General features: G+C 34.5%; 21 protein-coding genes and 1 tRNA gene. 17 read left to right on the top strand and 5 right to left on the bottom strand.

Going from position 1 to position 19,499, the window contains the following annotated elements; all coding sequences use genetic code 11:
• Positions 1 to 52: 52 nt before the first annotated feature.
• Positions 53 to 1,375 (top strand): magnesium transporter, encoded by a 1,323-nt coding sequence (mgtE, locus tag RM51_RS18075; RefSeq protein ID WP_039372901.1) that lies wholly within the window; start codon positions 53 to 55, stop codon positions 1,373 to 1,375.
• A 26-nt stretch (positions 1,376 to 1,401) separates the two neighbouring features.
• Positions 1,402 to 2,142: an ABC transporter substrate-binding protein gene (locus tag RM51_RS18080; RefSeq protein ID WP_039372903.1), complete on the top strand. Its 741-nt coding sequence runs from the start codon at positions 1,402 to 1,404 to the stop codon at positions 2,140 to 2,142.
• Positions 2,143 to 2,237: 95 nt separating this feature from the next.
• On the opposite strand, the gene RM51_RS18085 is transcribed toward RM51_RS18080, so the two are convergent.
• Positions 2,238 to 2,687, bottom strand: coding sequence for a GAF domain-containing protein (locus RM51_RS18085; protein WP_039372904.1), 450 nt, complete (start codon positions 2,685 to 2,687; stop codon positions 2,238 to 2,240).
• A 12-nt stretch (positions 2,688 to 2,699) separates the two neighbouring features.
• A complete protein-coding gene (locus RM51_RS18090; protein WP_039372905.1) occupies positions 2,700 to 4,127 on the bottom strand; it encodes a hypothetical protein in 1,428 nt (475 codons plus the stop codon).
• A gap of 54 nt (positions 4,128 to 4,181) precedes the next feature.
• On the opposite strand from RM51_RS18090, the gene RM51_RS18095 reads away from it, so the two are divergent.
• The 7 genes from RM51_RS18095 to RM51_RS18125 all read left to right on the top strand — a co-directional run bounded on the left by RM51_RS18095 (position 4,182) and on the right by RM51_RS18125 (position 10,327).
• Positions 4,182 to 4,949: an MBL fold metallo-hydrolase gene (locus RM51_RS18095; RefSeq protein WP_039372906.1), complete on the top strand. Its 768-nt coding sequence runs from the start codon at positions 4,182 to 4,184 to the stop codon at positions 4,947 to 4,949.
• A gap of 94 nt (positions 4,950 to 5,043) precedes the next feature.
• Positions 5,044 to 5,123: transfer RNA gene (locus RM51_RS18100), tRNA-Leu, on the top strand.
• A 501-nt stretch (positions 5,124 to 5,624) separates the two neighbouring features.
• Complete coding sequence (locus RM51_RS18105) at positions 5,625 to 6,356, top strand: CPBP family glutamic-type intramembrane protease (RefSeq protein WP_039372908.1); 732 nt, start codon at positions 5,625 to 5,627, stop codon at positions 6,354 to 6,356.
• Positions 6,357 to 6,372: 16 nt separating this feature from the next.
• On the top strand, positions 6,373 to 7,689 hold the full coding sequence (locus RM51_RS18110; protein ID WP_052248565.1) for a serine hydrolase domain-containing protein: 1,317 nt from the start codon (positions 6,373 to 6,375) through the stop codon (positions 7,687 to 7,689).
• Between the two features lie 95 nt (positions 7,690 to 7,784).
• Positions 7,785 to 8,948, top strand: coding sequence for a sensor histidine kinase (locus RM51_RS18115; RefSeq protein ID WP_039372910.1), 1,164 nt, complete (start codon positions 7,785 to 7,787; stop codon positions 8,946 to 8,948).
• Positions 8,949 to 8,950: 2 nt separating this feature from the next.
• Positions 8,951 to 9,658 carry a LytR/AlgR family response regulator transcription factor gene (locus RM51_RS18120; RefSeq protein ID WP_039372912.1) on the top strand — a complete coding sequence of 236 codons (708 nt, stop codon included), beginning with the start codon at positions 8,951 to 8,953 and terminating at the stop codon, positions 9,656 to 9,658.
• A gap of 183 nt (positions 9,659 to 9,841) precedes the next feature.
• Positions 9,842 to 10,327 (top strand): hypothetical protein, encoded by a 486-nt coding sequence (locus RM51_RS18125; RefSeq protein WP_039372914.1) that lies wholly within the window; start codon positions 9,842 to 9,844, stop codon positions 10,325 to 10,327.
• 147 nt (positions 10,328 to 10,474) lie between these two features.
• Here the strand turns inward: RM51_RS18125 and RM51_RS18130 are convergent, their stop codons facing one another.
• The 3 genes from RM51_RS18130 to RM51_RS18140 all read right to left on the bottom strand — a co-directional run bounded on the left by RM51_RS18130 (position 10,475) and on the right by RM51_RS18140 (position 13,368).
• Positions 10,475 to 11,365 (bottom strand): helix-turn-helix domain-containing protein, encoded by an 891-nt coding sequence (locus RM51_RS18130; RefSeq protein WP_039372916.1) that lies wholly within the window; start codon positions 11,363 to 11,365, stop codon positions 10,475 to 10,477.
• 51 nt (positions 11,366 to 11,416) lie between these two features.
• Positions 11,417 to 12,250, bottom strand: a complete 834-nt coding sequence (locus RM51_RS18135) for an alpha/beta fold hydrolase (RefSeq protein WP_039372919.1) — start codon at positions 12,248 to 12,250, stop codon at positions 11,417 to 11,419.
• Positions 12,251 to 12,543: 293 nt separating this feature from the next.
• The gene (locus tag RM51_RS18140; protein WP_039372920.1) at positions 12,544 to 13,368 is read right to left on the bottom strand and encodes an SDR family NAD(P)-dependent oxidoreductase; all 825 of its coding nucleotides are present in this window, start codon (positions 13,366 to 13,368) and stop codon (positions 12,544 to 12,546) included.
• A 162-nt stretch (positions 13,369 to 13,530) separates the two neighbouring features.
• Between RM51_RS18140 and RM51_RS18145 the strand changes: the two genes are divergently transcribed.
• The 8 genes from RM51_RS18145 to RM51_RS18180 all read left to right on the top strand — a co-directional run bounded on the left by RM51_RS18145 (position 13,531) and on the right by RM51_RS18180 (position 19,435).
• Entirely contained in the window at positions 13,531 to 14,109 is a 579-nt protein-coding gene (locus RM51_RS18145) for a Crp/Fnr family transcriptional regulator (protein ID WP_039372923.1), read from the top strand.
• Between the two features lie 117 nt (positions 14,110 to 14,226).
• Complete coding sequence (locus RM51_RS18150) at positions 14,227 to 15,084, top strand: SDR family oxidoreductase (protein ID WP_039372926.1); 858 nt, start codon at positions 14,227 to 14,229, stop codon at positions 15,082 to 15,084.
• 274 nt (positions 15,085 to 15,358) lie between these two features.
• Complete coding sequence (locus tag RM51_RS18155; protein WP_039372928.1) at positions 15,359 to 16,366, top strand: VOC family protein; 1,008 nt, start codon at positions 15,359 to 15,361, stop codon at positions 16,364 to 16,366.
• Between the two features lie 65 nt (positions 16,367 to 16,431).
• On the top strand, positions 16,432 to 16,875 hold the full coding sequence (locus RM51_RS18160; RefSeq protein ID WP_039372930.1) for a nuclear transport factor 2 family protein: 444 nt from the start codon (positions 16,432 to 16,434) through the stop codon (positions 16,873 to 16,875).
• Positions 16,876 to 16,934: 59 nt separating this feature from the next.
• A complete protein-coding gene (locus tag RM51_RS18165) occupies positions 16,935 to 17,567 on the top strand; it encodes an NAD(P)H-dependent oxidoreductase (RefSeq protein ID WP_039372931.1) in 633 nt (210 codons plus the stop codon).
• 23 nt (positions 17,568 to 17,590) lie between these two features.
• Positions 17,591 to 17,968, top strand: a complete 378-nt coding sequence (locus tag RM51_RS18170; protein WP_039372933.1) for a putative quinol monooxygenase — start codon at positions 17,591 to 17,593, stop codon at positions 17,966 to 17,968.
• 34 nt (positions 17,969 to 18,002) lie between these two features.
• A complete protein-coding gene (locus tag RM51_RS18175; protein WP_039372935.1) occupies positions 18,003 to 18,968 on the top strand; it encodes a cytochrome P460 family protein in 966 nt (321 codons plus the stop codon).
• Positions 18,968 to 19,435 carry a hypothetical protein gene (locus RM51_RS18180; protein WP_039372937.1) on the top strand — a complete coding sequence of 156 codons (468 nt, stop codon included), beginning with the start codon at positions 18,968 to 18,970 and terminating at the stop codon, positions 19,433 to 19,435. Before RM51_RS18175 ends, RM51_RS18180 begins: the two co-directional genes overlap by 1 nt.
• Positions 19,436 to 19,499: the final 64 nt, after the last annotated feature.

The raw sequence follows: 19,499 nt of genomic DNA on the forward strand, positions 1-19,499 counted from the left end.
TCCCGTTTCTTGAAAATTTAAATTATTTTTGCATATCCAAAAATTTCACGTTTTGAATTCTAGAGACGAACTTATCTTTAATCCTGCCGACATTGCTGAAACTCTTAGTGGACTTCCCGCTGATGAGAGGCTTTTGGCGTTTTTGAAAGTTCCAAAAGAATACAAAGCTGATGTTTTTTCACATCTTGACCCTGATTTTCAGGAAGAAACAATCAGAAGTATCGGGAGCGATGAAGTTTCCGAGATCTTGAATGCCATGACTCCTGATGACAGGACTGCTTTATTTGAGGATTTCCCGGATGAACTGATCAAATATTCCATCAATCACCTTAATCCACAGGAAAGAAGAATTGCACTGAAACTTTTAGGATATAATTCTGATTCTATTGCACGTCTGATGACGCCTTATTACATCCAAATCCGTAAGGAATGGACGATAAAAAAGTGCCTTCAACAGATAAAAAAAGTGGGAAGCAAGGTAGAAACCATGAACTATCTGTATGTAGTTGATGAGAGAAACCGTTTGATCGATGATATTGCATTAGGAAGTTTATTATTGGCAGAGGAAGACACACTAATATCTGATATCACCGACAATCACTTTGTTGCTATTGCAACGACCACATCAAAAGAAGACGCTGTACAATATTTTGAAAAATATGATAGAGCCGCACTTCCGATCATCACCGAAGCTGGAGTTCTGGTAGGAATTGTAACGATTGATGATATTTTAGATCAGATAGAATCACAGAATACTGAAGATATTCAAAAGTTCGGGGGACTTGAAGCCCTTGACGTTCCTTATACACAGACTTCTTTGATCGAAATGGTGAAGAAAAGAGGAATGTGGCTGATTATCCTATTCTTTTCAGAGATGTTAACGGCTTCAGCAATGGGTTATTTTGAAGATGAGATTCAAAAGGCTGTTGTTTTAGCTTTATTTGTCCCTTTAATTATTTCTAGTGGAGGTAATTCCGGATCTCAGGCTGCAACATTGATCATTAGAGCAATGGCTCTGCAGGAGATCGGGTTGAAAGACTGGTGGTACGTTATGAAAAAAGAAATCTTCACAGGATTATTCTTGGGAAGCATCTTGGGAATTATTGGTTTTTTACGAATCATGATCTGGCATGAAGCAGGTTTCTTTAATTATGGAATGTATTGGCCTTTTGTAGGGCTTAGCGTTGGCGTTTCTTTAGTCATGATTGTACTTTGGGGAACTCTTTCGGGATCTATGGTTCCTTTTATTCTAAAAAAATTAAAACTCGACCCCGCAACCTCTTCTGCTCCGTTTGTAGCAACATTGGTAGACGTAACCGGACTTATCATTTATTTTTCTGTAGCAGGACTTTTCTTAACCGGCAAACTTTTGTAATTTTAGGCAAGATCTAAAATAGCACTATGAAAGTTGTTTCTCTCGTTCCCTCTATTACTGAGGCATTATTTGATTTGGGCTTAACGGAAAATGAAGTTGTAGGAAGAACAAAATTCTGCATTCATCCTGAAGAAAAAGTAAAAAATGTAACGGTAATTGGCGGAACAAAAAACATCAATATTGATAAAATCAAAGCTTTACAACCTGATTTAATTCTTGCCAATAAGGAAGAAAACATCAAAGAACAGGTAGAGGCTTTAATGGATGAGTTTAAAGTGATTGTTACCAATGTAGAAACTATCGAGGACAATTATTATTTACTTAAAAGCCTCGGAAAGACCTTTAATAAAGAAGAAAAAGCTCAACTTTTCAATCTTAAAATCTATGAAGTTTTACATCAGGCTAAAATTACTTCCCCTATAAAAGTTGCTTATCTCATATGGAAAAATCCCTATATGACGATAGGTTCAGATACTTTTATTCATAAGATCTTGGCTGAAATTGGCTTTGAAAATATTTTTAAAGATAAAACACGTTATCCGGAAATTCAAACCGAAGATTTGGCAGAAGCCGATATTATCATGCTCTCTTCCGAACCTTTTCCTTTTAAAGAAAAGCATATTGAGGAATTAAAGGAATTCTATCCTGATAAAAAAATTATGATCGTAGATGGAGAAGCGTTTTCCTGGTACGGAACACATATAGCAAAATGTGAAAACTATTTTAAAGAATTGCTTCTGGAAATTGACGCTTATCAAAATTCTTAATAAGCAAAAGCTTTTTTCAATTATCCATTCGATTAAGTAATACGAAAAACTCCGGCTCTTCGAGCCGGAGTTTATATTTTTAATAAAATATTCTGTTACAATATTTTTGACACTTCATTACAAAGCCATTCTAACAATTCTCTGTCTTCATTTGTAAACGGATCGATTGTATGAGAATCAATATCGATCTGACCAATGTTTTTACCATCTTTAAAAATAGGAACTACAATTTCAGCTTTTGTATCGATCGAACAGCTTAAATAATTGCTTTCTTCATGTACATCCGGTACAACAAATGTTTCGTTAGAAACTGCAACCTGTCCACAAATTCCTTTTCCGTAAGGGATAATTGTATGATCTGTCGGTGCTCCAACGTAAGGACCTAATTTCAACTCGTCTTTATCTCCATTCTTAAAATAAAAACCCGTCCAGTTGAAATAAGAAATTTCCTGATCTAAAAGATGACAAACTTTTTCAAGTTTCTCTTCTGTATTATGTTTAGGACTTTCAAGGATAGAAGAAAGTCTTTTCTTTAGTTCTGACATTATATATTATTTTTAAGAAAATTGTTTTAAAGAAAGTTCTTCTTTAAATCCAAACATTCCGCGTTCTTTAATCATTTCTGCAACTCCATCAGGAACCTGTGTCTCCCAACCTTTGATATTGCAACCAATTTTTTTCAAAATATCTCTTGAATAAATTTCCAAAAACTCAGGATTGTAGTTGGTAATATCTACAATACGCTCATTAAGTTTGAAGTATTTATACAATTCTTTCAAGTTCTCTCCTACCTTTAAAGTTTCAGAGTCTAAGAGTTCATGCGTTTCAGGATCTTTATAAGGATATAAATACACTCTCATTCCGTTTCTGAAGAATTTACCAAAAGCTTCCAAAATTCCTCCTGAAAGATCTTTATAGTACTTCTCGTCGAATACCATCAATAGGTTATTCACTCCCATTGCAACTCCGATATTCCCACTTGTATATGTAGAAAAATAATCGATCAAACGGTAATATTCTGAGAAATTTGAAACGATTACAGTATACCCCAATTTTGCAAGAACATCTACTCTATCTAAGAAATCTCTCTCGTCAATATCTCCGTCTGCGCGAAGGTTTGAGATAGTAATCTCAATCAATACTTCCGTTTCATCCTGAGTACAGATTGCGTCTTTCATAAACATGCCCAAACCATTTTGAAGCATATCAATATTCACTTTTGTTACAGGCCTGAAACTTCCTCTTACCGCAAAAATATTCTTTTTGTATAAAATATCTGCAGGAAGCATATTATTCCCTTGTGAATTAAAGATTACCGCATCTGTCATTCCGTTTTTCACTAACTGTAATGACATCAATCTGTTATCAACATATGCAAAAGCCGGTCCACTGAAATCGATCATATCAATTTCCAAGTTGTCTTTGGCTACATCATCATAAAGAGATTCTACCAACGTTCTTGGATTGTCATAGTAATTGAAAGCTCCAAAAATAAGGTTCACCCCAAGATTCCCTAAAGTTTCCTGCTGTAAAGTAGCATCATTTTCTTTAAACTTTACATGAATAACAATTTCGTTGTAATCTTCATTCTCTTTTACCTGAAAACGGATTCCTACCCAACCGTGACCTTTAACGGTCTTATCAAAATTGATGGTAGTTACCGTATTGGCGTAAGAAAAAAACTTTCGGTTTGGATTGTTTTCTCTGGAAATTCTTTCTTCAATTAAAGCTACTTCATAACGAAGCATTTTTCGAAGTCTGTTTTGGGTAACGTACCTGTTTTTTACCTCTTTTCCATAGATCGCATCACTAAAATCTTTGTCATAAGCAGACATTGCTTTAGCGATTGTACCCGAAGCTCCTCCTGCTCTAAAAAAGTGTCGAACAGTCTCCTGCCCTGCTCCAATTTCTGCGAAAGTACCATAAATAGTAGGATCTAGATTAATTGTTAATGCTTTTTGTTTAGGAGTTAGTTTCTGATACATTAGGACATTAAATTTTTCGTAAATTTACCAAAATTAAACCAACCTCAAAAGAAAATGAAGTTGAAATTTTTAGGAACGGGAACTTCCCAAGGCGTACCCGTGATTGGCTGCACTTGTGAAGTGTGTACTTCAAAAAATCCAAAAGACAGTCGACTCCGATCTTCTGTAATGGTAACTACAGATGAAAACAAGAAAATACTGATCGATTGCGGACCTGATTTCAGGCAACAAATGCTTTCAAACCACGAAACTCACGTGGATATCACTTTGCTTACTCATGAACATAATGATCATGTAATTGGTCTTGATGATATGCGACCGTTGATTTTCAAAAGTGGAAAAAATATTCCCCTTTATTGCTCCCCAAGAGTCGGAAATGAAGTAAAAAATCGTTTTCCGTATGCTTTTGCAGATGTAAGATATCCCGGAGCTCCTGCATTTGATCTTCATGATATTGAAAATAAACCTTTCCATATTTTGGACATAGAAATCACTCCTATTGAAGTAATACATTATAAAATCACAGTTTTTGGTTATAAATTTAAAAACCTCGCTTATATTACTGATGCAGGATTTATTTCTAATACGGAAAAAGAGAAGTTAAAGAATCTGGATGTTCTTATTTTAAACTGTATCCGAAAATTTGATCCTCATCCTGCCCATTTTATCCTTCCGGATGTGATAAAGCTATTTGATGAGCTAAAACCTAAAAAATTATTTTTAACTCACATAAGTCATCATCTCGGATTGCATGATATTGAAGACAAGCAACTTCCACCCGGAATACACCTTGGATACGATGGTTTGGAGATACATTTCTAAAAAATTTTCTACAAAAAACTTTGGAGTATAAAGAAAAGTTCCTATATTTGCACACCAATTTGAAACAAGCAGTAACGCTTAAAGTAAACATCAAGCCCAGGTGGCGGAATTGGTAGACGCGCTGGTCTCAAACACCAGTTCTTAGGAGTACCGGTTCGATCCCGGTCCTGGGTACATAGAGAGACAACTATTTGATAGTTGTCTCTTTTTTTATGCCATAAAATATCTTTATCAAATTTTTACAGTCTGCTATTTTTTATACATTACACAGACAGTAAATCTAAAATTTTTGTTCGATTTTAAATATTTTCTCTTTTTAAAAAGCCTACTCTTGTACTTCAGTTTTAGATATTTTTTTAGATAATTATATACAATTTTATATTAATTCGGCTGTCTTAATTACTATGACTCTGTCATTCTGAATGTAACGCAGTAAAATGAAGAATCTAAGCTATCATTAGATTCTTCCTTCGTCAGAATGACAATGTGTAAAATTGTATATAGTTGCCATTTTTTATTTTGTATGGCTGATTAGCTTTTAGTACAGAATTATCAACATTTCATTAATCGGAAAATACTAAAATTCTGACCGATAAAATTTCTCTTTCACCGATTTTAATTGTATTCGATTTCCCTCAAGCCTACTTTTGAATCAGAAATTAAAAACAACTAAAAATGTCTCTATTCACTCCACTTATATGGCTTTTGGTAATGCTACCAATTTTCATTCTTGCCCTTTTCAAATCTCAAAAAGGAAATCTGAAATTTCTTTTATTATTCATCCTTATCTTTTTAGCTGACAACTATGTTCAGATTGTAAGCAAAGAATTCCTGCCAAATTTTGGATTCAAATTCGCCTGGATCGGGAAATTATTAGCTTTAGCAATTTCTTTAATTTTCATTTTTTCGGTTAATAAAAACAGTCAAAAAGAAATCGGATTCACAACTTCTATCCATTCAAAAGATCAGGTAAAATATGGTGTTTTAGTTTTTCTTGGGTTCTTGATTTTTGATTTCATTTTTAAATTCATTCTATTTCCCAAAGGGGGCGAATTTGATTTAGAAACCTTTGCTTTTCAGGCTACATTACCCGGATTGACGGAGGAATTATTATTCCGAGGGATCTACTTGTGGATTTTTGATAAAGTATTTTTACCCAACTGGAACTTTAAAGAAATTCAGTTTGGTTGGGGATTCATCATCGTTACGCTTCTATTTGGAATTAGTCATGGATTCGTTTTGACATCGGATCATCAATTAAAATTTGACATTATCACAATTATATATCTCACTTTGATTTCATCGTTAAGTCTTGGAATTCTAAGAAAATTCTCCGGAAATCTTATTTTCCCGATTCTTGGGCATAACATAATCAATGTAATGAATGTAATTATCAGACTTCTGTAAATTAAAATATTAAAAAATGAAACACACAATTTTCACCCTACTTCTTCTTTTTTTAGCAAATCAGAAATTCTCGGCTCAACAAAATTTAGATCCTTATTTAGATCATCTTTTTAACAATAGAAAAATGATGGGAAGTGTTGCTATCTCGTACAAAGACAGCATTATTTATTCTAAGCAGATTGGCTATTCCAACGCCGAGACAAAAAAACTGATCGACGAAAACACCAAATTTCGGGTAGGTTCCATTACTAAAACTTACACTGCCGTTTTAATTTTAAAAGCCATTGAGGAACAAAAACTGAAATTCACAACGAAATTATCATCTTATTACCCTCAAATAAAAAATGCAGAAAAGATAACCATCGAACAGTTACTAAAACATCGAACAGGAATTTATAATTTCACAGAAAAAGATGGAGAATTGGATTGGGAAAGAAACTTCCATACCGAAGATGAGTTCATCAATTATTTTTCAAAAGAAAAGAGCAATTTCAAACCTGGAGCTGAATATGAATACAGTAACACGAATTACGCATTATTAGGATTTATTTTAGAAAAAATCTATCAGAAGCCCTATGCTGAAATTTTAGATGAAAAAATAATTAAACCGCTGCATCTAAAGAATACCTATTATAGTTTTGAGATTGATGAAACCAAAAATGAGGCTTTGTCATACAATATTCAGGATAATTATTTAAAAAATACAACCGTACATTATTCTAATCATCCCGGAAGTGGCGGAATCACTTCTACTCCAAGAGAAGTTAACATATTTATCTCTGCTGTTTTTGAAGGGAAATTGATTGCTGCTAAAAATTTAGAAATCATGCTCCCGAAAAAAGGAGGAGAATACGGATTGGGAATTATGAAATTAGGTTTTACAGACATCGAAGGATACGATCACAGCGGACGTGTTGAAAATTTCATTTCAGAATACTGGTATTTTCCTAAACAAAAATTGGGTCTTGTCTGTCTTACCAATGCAGTAAATATTAATACGGACGATGTGATGAGAAATTTATTAGGGTACGCTTATCGAAAAGCTGCGGTTTTACCTAACTTCAAAACAATTGATGAAATGCCAGAAGATCAATTTTCTAAAATCCAGGGAACTTACAGAGGAGATGATAAAAAAGAATCTGTAACGATTTCTTCAAACGGAAAAAAGCTAACATTTCAGGCATCTCAAACTGGTCAAATTTATTTCACATTAAACAATATGGGAGATCATAATTTTGAATCTGAAAATGTAAAGCTAACTTTCTATCCGGAAAAAAAGAAATTTACTTTAACACAAGAAGGAAAAACTGAGGTTTTCAAAAAACCTTTGTAAAATTTCAAAAAGAATAAAAATCTGAATATTGAAAATCTTCATTCAGCCGTTAATTCTAATCTCAAAAGCTTATTTTTGAAAACGCCAAAAGAAAAATGCAGATAAAACTTAACCAAAACGAATTTATTTCCAATCAAAATACCTTGTTAGAATTTGAGAAATTCTATAACAAAAGTCCGAAAATAATTTTCCATTTTTTGATGTGGTTCGTGTGCTCCGCTCTATTGTTTCTCAATTATCATCTGGAATTCGGAGTATCAGTTTTTGATAGCTTTATTCTGACACTCAGAAACGCAATCAATAATGCAGTGGTTTTTTACAGTTTTTTCTATCTGTTTGTCCCGTTTATCATTTCAAAAAAAAGAGGAATTTCTGTTCTACTGTTTCTCATAAGCATCCCATTTTGTATTTATATTTGGTTGTCTGTCAATTATTTTATTTTTTGTCTTTATCATTATTTAGGTTACGAAATTGATCATGAACGTTTCAAAAATATTATAAGTCAAAATGCTTCTCAGAGCTATTTACAGGCCATCAAATTTGAGACAGTTTTGTCTAATGCAATGATTGTCATCTATACATTGTCGCCGTTTTTCTTTGTGAAGATCGTATTTGAAATCGTAAGAATTTACAACAAAGCCATCCAATTACAGGAGCAAAAACTGGAAGTCGAAATCCAGAATATCAACATCGAAAAAGACTTCCTGAAATCTCAGCTGAACCCTCATTTTCTTTTCAACACACTGAATAATCTTTACGGTTTAAGTGTCAAAAAAGATGATACCGCACCCGAAGTCATCTTGAATCTTTCCGATATCATGAGCTACACGCTTTACGAATCCAATACTGAAAAAGTAGCACTGGAAAAGGAAATTGATTTTATCAAAAACTATTTTGAGCTTGAAAAAATGCGATACCCTAAAGATAAAAATATTGAGTTGAAAATCTTTGCAGAAAATGATTTTTCAGGACTTTATATTGCACCTTTAATGACTTTTACTTTTATAGAAAATGCCTTCAAATATGGTTTAAGAAGCTCTCAAAATCAATATATCAAACAAGAAATCGAAATTAAAAACAATACCTTTTATTTTGTTTTGGAAAATGATATTGATAAAACCGAAAATAGAAAAGAATGGGGAGGAATCGGATTAGAAAACATCAAAAAAAGACTGCATTTACTTTACCCAAATCAGCATATTCTGAATATCCAGACATTGGAAAACAGCTTCAGAGTCGAACTAAAAATTAATTTGTAAAAATGGAAAAACTACGTTGTATCGTACTTGATGACGAACCGATTGGAAGAGAAATTATTGAAAATTTTGTTAAGGAAATTCCGTTTTTGACACTGACTAACTCTTTTGGAGATCCAGTGGAAGCACTGATGTTTTTGGAAAACAATTCGGTTGATATTATTTTCAGTGACATTCAGATGCCAAAAATCAATGGTTTAGACTTCGTAAAGACTTTAGAAAATCCACCCGTTATCATCTTTATAACGGCTCACAGAGATTTTGCTTTAGACGGTTTTGAAACCGGCGCAACAGATTATTTGGTAAAACCCGTTAGATTCGACCGATTTTTGAAAGCTGTAAACAAAGCAAAAGAGTATATCAGTTTAAAACAAAACTCTACCGTTCATCAGGTAAATTCTGACCGAATTTTCATTAAGTCTAATGGAAAACTCACGAAGATTCTTTTGGATGAGATCCTTTATATAGAAGCTCAGGGCGATTATCTTAAAATTGTAATTAATAATGAAGCATACACAACACTGGCAACTTTGAAATCTATGGATGAAGTTCTTACCCTTCCTAAGTTCTTCCGAATTCAACGTTCGTTTATTATTAATCTGGAAGCCATCCGAAGTCTGAATGGAAATATGGCTGAATTGATCAATGGAAAATCTATTTCTATTGCGATGAACAAAAAAGAGGAACTGTATCAGGTGTTGGGAATCAGATGATTATTCAATGAGTTTTTTTTAAATTATCATGCTACTTTAATTACGTAACCGAATCACTAACAACATCTTGTCTCTAGAAAATCTGTCTTTAATCTATTCATAGTAAAACATGATATTTGACATGATGCTCATGGCTTAGTCTTTTTTTAGTTATTTTTACCTAGAATAGATTAAAATAATACTATGAAAAAAATAATATTTGCAGGAATATTAACTTTAGGAGGATTACTAACTGCAAAAGCGCAATGCAAAACCGTATCTACTCTTACTGAAAACTTTGACACCTGGAAAGACATTAACAAATGTTGGACTGCTCAACAAGGGAAAGCAATGCTTTACGTTAATGAGAAAAAAATCACCTTTTATTCAATGACCAGTCCTAGAGAAAACATGTATTTAATTACCCCTAAAATCAAAGCGGGAAATTATACACTTACTCTTGATGCTTCTGACAATGGAGGAGAAACTACATTAGAGCTATTCTCAATCAACAATACAGCTGATACAAAATCTTTTGTTTCAATAGCTAAGCCGTCAAAAATAACGGGAGATAAAAAAACATTTACTATTTCTTTAAAGAAAGACTCACATGTAGGTCTTAAAGTTTTATTAAATGGAGTGCATCAAGCAGTTTATGTGGACAACCTTTCTCTAAAACCGAAAAAATAAATTTGATCTGCAACTTGTAATATATACTAAATAAAGAATCTGTCTCAAAAATGAGACAGATTCTTTATTTAAACAATTATCCAAAATCAATTGACACGATCTCAAAAAGAAAACCAATTTTCTTTTCTAGCTAAAATTAATGTATGTTTAATTCATCTGCGACTTCCTGAATTCCAAAGGTTTCATTCCCGTCTGTTTTTTGAACAATCTTGTGAAATAAGACGCATTTTCGAATCCTAATTCATAGGCGATTTCAGCGACGCCTTTTTCTCCTAATCGCAACAGATTTTTCGCTTCGGAAATCATAAAAATATGAATGAGTTCCATTGCGGTTTTCCCTGTTTCCTGTTTTAATAAATCACTTAAATATCTTGGTGAAACAAAAAGCTGGTCAGCTAAAAATGCAACATTCGGAAGTCCGTTTTTTTCCAGCAAACCTTCGCTGATGTATTTTCTGAGCGCATCATTGAATTTCGAAGCCGTTTTTCCCGTCACCTGCGCTCTGTCGATAAACTGCCTTTTGTAATATCGCTGCGCATATTTTAAAATCGATGAAATATGACTTAAGATAATCTCACGACTGTATTCATCGGGATTATTAAAATATTCTCCCTGAATTTTCGAGTGAAGTTCCAAAATAATCTGCTCTTCTTTTGGAGAAAGGTGCAAAGCTTCCGTTACTTCATAATCAAAGAAACTGTATTTTTCAATTTCCTTGAAAAGCTCGTGACCGTTGAGATAATCTTCATGAATCATCAGCATATAGCCTTTTTCTTCAAACTCAAGATTTTTCATCTCGATAATCTGTCTCGGTTTCGCAAAAAACAGACAGCCGTTGTCGTGGTCATACGGTGTGCGGCCGTACATAAAAATCCCTGATTTTATTTTTTTGAAAGCTATCACATAACAATCTGTGGTAAACTCTCTGTTCCCCAATTTACACTCCGACTGACAGCCAATCATACTGAAAAGCGGATGTTCCGGAGCGTCCCAATGATTACCCAAATGTAATTCGGTAAGGGTTTTGTAATGTTGCATCGGTTTAATTTTATCTAAGTTAAAATAATTTACCGGAAACAGGATTTACTATTATCCTAAAAAAAGGTTGATGTATCCTGCTGTAAGCTCCGGATGCTGATGTTGAGGACCGTGCCCCGCATCATTCAAAATAATATGCTGCATTGTAGGTGCATTTTTCAATAATGGAAACCAGTTTTCTGTTGCAAAACTGATGTCGTGGTCTCCGGAAATAACCAAAACGGGAGATTTCAGTGTTTTATAACCTTCTCTGAAGTTCAGTTTATCTTCTTTCATCGTTGCCGAACCTGCAAAATATCTCTGGAAAGCCTCCATTGTAGAAGGAATCAACGAACGTTCTAATCTCTTCCCGATTCTGTCGTGAGATTCCTGGGCCGCCTGTCTGCTTTTTTCGGAAGCCGGCTCAAAGAACAGATAATATTCATCTTCCAAATCATTAATCGGTTTTAAAGCATGGTCAAAAAATACCTGTTCCATTGGAATTTCATTTTCTCCCGGAGGATTTGTTCCGATTAAAACGGTATTCAAAACTCTGTCTTGATTCTGAAAAGTAACGGCCTGCGCCACCAATCCACCATACGACCAACCCAACACATTAAACATATCGATTCCCAAATGGTCTGCCAAAGCAGGAACCGTACTCGCCACTTCTACAATATCCAAAGGCAATTCGCCTTCTGAACTTCCAATTCCCGGATAATCAAAAAGAATAACGGTGTTTTTTTCTGCCAAAGAATCTAAGAACAAAGGGTCCCAAGTATCCATAATGCCTCTGAATCTGTTCACAAAGAACAATGGAGCTCCGTTTCCGAATTGTCTGTAAGCAATTTTATTGTTGTTGATTTCTGCAAATTGTGTTTCTGCGTTTAAAGCTATTGTTTTCATAAGTATTAAGATTTTGTTTGTTATTTAGTAGTTCAAAGTTGAGAATATTTAGTTGGAATTAATTTCACAAATCAGCGGAACTTTAGCACAAAAAAACATTGTTATTTTTTCCGCCGATTTAGATTTTAAATTTGATTAATATGAATGTCCGTAATTTATAATAGTTTTGTTTTTACAGCTTGTTTGTCATTCCGTAGGAATCTCAACAAACTGAAAATAATGCAGTTTAGATTCCTACGGAATGACAAAATGACTGCTGATTTTGTATTATGAAAAAACAGATAATTATTTAATTAATGACCGTGAGCGGCGATACTCACTTCTTTCCAGTTTTGGATTTCGTCTAATCTTTTCGTGTAAACTTCATTCACAACGTGATAAGCAATTTTACCAAACAATAATCTTTGCGGAGGATTTTGATTGTCGATAAGATTCAAAACAGGTTCTACTGTCGCTTCCGGTTTTCCCCAGGTATCCGGATTTTCTCCACTTTCTGCAAAAGCCGCCCGCACCGGATTATAATCTGCAATATCCGAAGAAGTCTGTACCGCCGAAGCTCCTGCCCAATCTGTGGCAAATCCGTTTGGTTCAATCAACGTCGTTTTAATTCCCAAATGAGCTGTTTCCGAACCGATGGTTTCAATCAACCCTTCTACTGCGAATTTTGAAGCGTTGTACAATCCTAAAAGCGGTAAAGTCGTTAGTCCCAAAAAGCTGGAAATCTGAATAATATGTCCGCTTTTTTGTTTTCTCATTACCGGTAAAACGGCCTGTGCTACCCAAAGTGAACCGAAGAAGTTAGTTTCCATTTGTTCTCTCGCCTGCTGTTCCGTCGTTTCTTCTGTCGTTCCAAATAAGCCAAAACCTGCATTATTAATCAAGACATCAATTCTTCCGAAATGTTTTTCTACTTGTTCCGTTACTTCAAAAACTTCTGAACGGTTGTTGACATTAAGCTTTAAAGGCAAAATATTGTCGCCGTATTTATCTTTCAAATCCTGTAATGCAGCAATGTTTCTTGCTGTTGCCGCTACTTTGTCTCCTCTTTCCAAAAGTGCTTCTGCCCATAATTTTCCGAATCCTTTTGATGCTCCTGTGATAAAAACTATTTTACTCATTGTTTTAATTTTTTAGTGTTATTTAATGAAGCAAAGTTATCATCAAACCCAACGGAGCAGGTAGCTCATTTTAGCTGAAAAATAGCACAGAAATACGTTTTGAAATTTAAAATCGATTAATTTTAGATATAATAATTAAATTTGTTCTATAACTCATAATCAATGTTCGAGATTTTCCTAAAATACCTTACCGACAAAATAGAACTTTCCATTTCGGAAATACAATTAATAGAATCTGTTTGCAAGCCTAAAAAACTCCGCAAAAAACAGTTTCTTTGTCAGGAAGGAGACGTTTGGCATTACAACGCTTTTATTTGTCGAGGTTTGGTGAAAACCTTTTCCATCGCTGAAAACGGAACAGAACATATTATCAACTTCGCTCCCGAAAATTATTGGACAGGCGACCGTGAAAGTTTAATTAATGGAACACCTTCTCGTCTTAATATTGATGCAATCGAACCAACAGAATTGATTTTAATAGAAAAAGCAGATTTTGAAAAGCTTTGCGCAGAAATTCCTCAACTGAATCAAATGGTCAATCAGATTATTCAGAAGAGTTTTATTGTTTCTCAAGGTAGAATTTTGGCGAATATCAGTTTTACGGCAGAAGAAAAATATCAGAATTTCCTTGAAAAATATCCTCATATCGTCAATCGTATTCCGCAACATATGATTGCTTCCTATATTGGAATTACACCAGAAACCCTTACCAGACTGCGTAGAAATATGGTTAAGAAATAAAACGTTTCATTTTCATTGACATTTGTTTGCATTATTTTCAAGCTTTTGTCAATGGAAGAAAACTTCATCTTGCAACATCTTTGTCTTATTAAAATTAACAATTAAAAATAAGACAAAATGAACAAAACAGTTTTTATCACAGGAACAAGCACAGGATTTGGAAAATTAACAGCAACCACACTTGCCAATGCAGGTTACACCGTAATCGCAGGAATGCGAGGCGTTTCAGGAAAAAATGAAACCGTAGCCAAAGAATTAGGAGCACTTCCTAATTTAGAAGTCGTTGAAATTGATGTAACCGACGATATTTCGGTAACCAATGCATTCGAAAAAGTACTTCAAAAGTATGGCAAAATCGATGTATTAGTCAACAACGCAGCCGTTTCAGGTTTTGGATTGTTGGAAGCTTATAGTTTGGACAGAATCCGCCAAATGTTTGAAGTGAATTTCTATGGCGTTATCCGAACTTATCAGGCTGTATTGCCTTCTATGAGGGAGAATAAAAGCGGTTTGATTATCAATATCACTTCTGGAGCAAGTGCGCATACTTCGCCCTTTATGGTTCCTTATTTTGCATCCAAATTCGGTGTTGAAAGCATTACAGAAGGTTTACAGGATGAATTGAAACAGTTCAATATCGACAACGTTTCCATCCAGCCGGGCGTTTATCCGACAGAAATGAACACAGGCGAAAAAGCTGGAGTTAATGCAGACAAACCAGAAATTGCGACATTGTATGACCCTGTTGCGACAGAACAATTTAATGCGATTGGCGCTGCATTATTTGGCAAGATGAAAGAATTTAATATGAATCCGCAAACCATCGCAGACGGAATTTTAGAATTGATTCAGATGAAAGAAAGTTCTCGTCCGTTACGTTTTCCTTTGGATGCCGTTGCGCAGGGAACAGATTTGGAATTCATTAATGCCAGAGCCGAATTGAAAGCAAAATGGTTGGCAAAATACAGCGAATAAATATAATTTTAAATCATAACTGATGAGGTTGGAATGTTTAGTTCCAGCCTTTTTGATTTTTATTTGGAGCTATTTCCCGCTTTCCACTATATCTTTTGTTCCGCTTTGCTCCACAAAAGGATGCCGTTGCAATCGGGGCTAAAGAGAAAGCTTCGTATTCAAATCATCATTTTCATTGACATTTGTTTGCTTTTTTTTCAAGCTTTTGTCAATGGAAGAAGGCTACTGAATGTTGGAAATTTGCTTCATACAATAACAACAAAAAATTATCACAATGAGCAATTTAAAAAAACAAATCAAAGCCAACGCAACAGTAGTAGCAAGTGCACTTTTATTATCAACAGCAGTTTCAAACACATCAGCGCAGGAAAGAACAGGAATTCTTGGAATCGACCACGTGGGAATAAACGTTCCAAATATGAAACAGGCAGTGAATTTCTTTACAGACGTTTTAGGATTTTCAGCAGTTACAACTTTAGGTCCGATTCCTTTGGATGATGCTTGGAAAAAGAACAATCATATGAACGCTAAAACTGGTCCCGTAACCATCAAAATGTTAAAAGCAGGAACAGGAGCCAACATCGAGTTATTCGAATATCAAGATAACAAAGGCAGTGCTCAACAACCTGCAGGAGACGATATCGGAGCGAGTCACATTGCTTTTTACACCAATGATATCAGCAAAAGTGTAGCGTATCTTAAAAGCAAAGGCGTTCAATTTTTAGGAGAACCGTTTTTGATGCCATCAGGAGATACAGAAGGCGAAACTTGGGTGTATTTTGTAACACCGTGGGGTTCTAAAATGGAATTGGTTTCTTACCCGAACGGAAAAGGTTATGAGAAAAAAAATCCGACAACAATTTTATGGTCACCAAAAGATGCTGTAAAAAATGAAACCGAAAAATCAGATTCAAAAACACTTTCTGAAGCAGAAATTAAATCTTTAGTAGAAGGACATTTAGCAATTTGGAACGAGAGAGACCTTAAAAAACGTGAAGCTTTGATGGCAAAAATCTATGCCGATGATATCGAAATGGTAGACAGTCATTTTATCGCAGTTGGTCATAAAGAAATCAATGGGTTTGTGGATGGATTACAACAGAAAAGTCCGAATTCTAAATTCTCTCACATTAAAGCAATAGACGTCAATCACAACATCGCAAGATTGTATTGGCAAAACGGAACTCCCGAAAAACCGGACGCAGTAACAGGAATGGATTTATTCGTTTTCGAAAATGGAAAAGCTGTGAAACTTTATGTCTTTGTAGATAACAAAAATTAAATTCTCTTTTAAATCTAATTCAATTTTTAATCAAACTCAATCTTTAACATTTAAAATAAAACAATATGAAAGCATCATTAATCAATCAAAATTCAGCCAACGAAACATTAATCCGTGAATTGTATAGAATCGCCGAAGTTCAGGATTCAAAAGGATTTACAGAACTTTTTGCAGAAGACGGATATTTCTGGGATGTATCTTCCGGAACCAAATATTACGGTCAGGACATCGGTAAAACGGTGGATATTTTTGCTACAGCTTTTCCAGATATGCACAGAGAATTGTACGAATTGTACGTCTTGGAAGATGAAAATACAGTAATTGTAGAATTATCATTGAACGGAACACATAACGGACCGCTTCAATTAGCATCAGGAACTTTGGAACCGACGGGGAAAACCATCGAAGTGCCTTGTTGTGACGTCTTCAAAATTGAAAACGGAAAAGTAAAATCATTCCATTGTTATAATGCGGGAACGATACTTTTAGGGCAATTAGGAGTTTTTTAAATAAACCAATCAAGGTAAATGCGAGTAATCATTTACCTTGATTTAAAACATAAAATCAAATGAAAAATATCATAGAATTATTAAACTGGAGATACGCCACAAAAAAAATGACGGGCGAAAAAATCTCTTCAGAAAAAATCAATAACATATTGGAAGCGGCTCATTTGGCACCTTCCGGAATTGGATTACAGCCATACGAAATCATCGTCATCAGTAATCCCGAAATCAAAAAGAAAATATTACCCATCGCAATGAATCAACCTCAGATTATTGAATCATCACATCTTTTAGTTTTCGCTGTTTGGGACGAATATTCTAAAGAAAGAATTGATAATGTATTCGATTATCTGGCAGAAAAACGCAGTGTAGATTCTGCTCATTATGATAAACAAAGAACATTTTCAAAGCAGTTTTTCGGAAATATGAGCATCGAGGAAAACTTTCATCATGCAGCAAAACAAGCGAATATTGCTTTAGGTTTAGCAATTATTGAAGCTGCTTCAGAAGGAATAGATTCTACACCGATGGAAGGTTTTGACCCAATTGCACTTGATGAATTTTTACAACTTTCATCCAAAGGTTTACGAAGTTCAATGCTGTTGGCTTTAGGCTACAGAGACACAGAAAATGACTGGAATCTTAATCAGAAAAAAGTGCGCAAACCATTTGAGGAGTTTGTGACTTTTCTTTAATCATTAATTTTAAAATAAATAATATGAATCATTCAGAAAAAATCGGAACATCCAATAACCACGATAAAACACAAACGACAGAAATTACGGTAAGTGCTTATTACAAAGTGCATCCCGAAGACAGACAAATTTTCATTGACGCTGTTATCCCAGAAATGATTGCCGCAAATCAACTGGAAGGCTGTATTTATTATGCTTTTTCCCAAGATTTGGCAGATGAAAACACATTTCACCTTTTGGAAGGCTGGAAAGATAAAGAAGCGTATGAACGTCACGAAAATTCGGAAACGTTTTTAAAAGCTTTGAGTATTGTTGTGAAAAACGTTAGAATTATTGACCGAGAAGGCGTTCGTTATGATGTTTCAAAAATTCATATCGACGACCCGCGTGGAAAGGTATGATTGTAGATTTATAATTAATTCTTAAATTAATCTAATGAAAAACATCAATAAACTCATTTGGATTTTACTTGCTGGTTTTCTGCTCATTCAGCTTTTCAGACCTGAAAATATTAATGACGGAAAACCTACGCAAGACCTTGTGAATGTTCCCAAAGAAGTCAATACAATTCTAAGAAATTCGTGTTTTGATTGTCATTCTTCGGAAGCCAATTTGCGTTGGTATGATAAAATTACGCCTGCAAATTTTTTGGTCACTTCTCACATCAAAGAAGGTCGTGAAGCACTTGATTTCTCTAAATGGAATTCGTGGCCAAAACTTCAGCAAAACTCTACAATTTACTACGCTATTAATAAAGTTTTATCAGGCGAAATGCCCATTCCGAGTTATGCTGCGATACATTCTTCTGCAAAGTTGAATGAACGCCAAATTGAAATTCTTAAAAATTATGCATTGTCACTTGCTTCAAGAAAAATTTCGGACAGTTCGCAAATCAGTTCGGCAGAAAAACAGTACAATTCGTGGATTAATGGTGAATTGAAACATCCTACTGTAAAACCTTCACCAAACGGTATGCAATATATTCCTGATTACAGAAACTGGAAAGCCATCAGCACGACAGACCGTTTTGATAACGGAACGATGCGCATTATTTTCGGAAATGATATTGCGGTAAAAGCCATTCAGGAGAAAAATACGAATCCTTGGCCTGATGGAACTTCTTTCGCGAAAACCGCTTGGAAACAAAGAGTTAATAACGATGGAAGTATTGCAACCGGAGAATTTGTTCAGGTGGAATTGATGGTAAAAGATGCGAAAAAATATGAGAAAACCAAAGGCTGGGCTTGGGGAAGATGGAAAGGAAATGACCTGAAACCTTACGGAGAAACGCCTGATTTTGATAAAGAATGTATCGAATGTCACAAGCCGATGGAAAATCGGGATTATGTCTTTACTTCTCCATTGTATTTGATTTCTCAACTTAAAAAAATTCAGAAATAATGAAAAATATGATTCTATTCTTCGCATTGGCAATCATCGTTTCCTGCGAACAAAAATCAAAAGAGTTTTTGAATATCGGAGCATCTGTTCAACAAAATGACGAATTGAAGGAAAATCCTTTGTTGATGAATCCCATCACATCATCAATTCAGCCAAAAGACAGCACAATGTCAACTTTATATGGAAATGAAATTGCTTTTGATTATGCAAAACAACATTCAGATTCCAATTATCCGAAAAATGCAGTTTTATATGAAGTAACGTGGAAGCAAAAGCCCGATAAATTATGGTTTGGCGGAAATATTCCGAAAGAGATTTATTCTGTTGAGAAAATTACATTTGATAATGATAATTCTGTCTATGAAAGGTTTGAAGAAAAGCCTTTGAGTAAAATTCAAATCAAAGAAGCTGAAGAAAAGTTGAGGAAAGATTTTATCATTAGTCAGAAAATGACAGTTTCACCTTAATAAAAAAAGCCTTCCTAAAATAAATTCCGGAAGGCTTTCACTTAAAACTAAATACTTATATTAA

Origin of the sequence: Chryseobacterium taiwanense (assembly GCF_000813825.1) — a bacterium.
In the GTDB taxonomy this organism is placed as follows: Bacteria; Bacteroidota; Bacteroidia; order Flavobacteriales; family Weeksellaceae; genus Chryseobacterium; species Chryseobacterium taiwanense.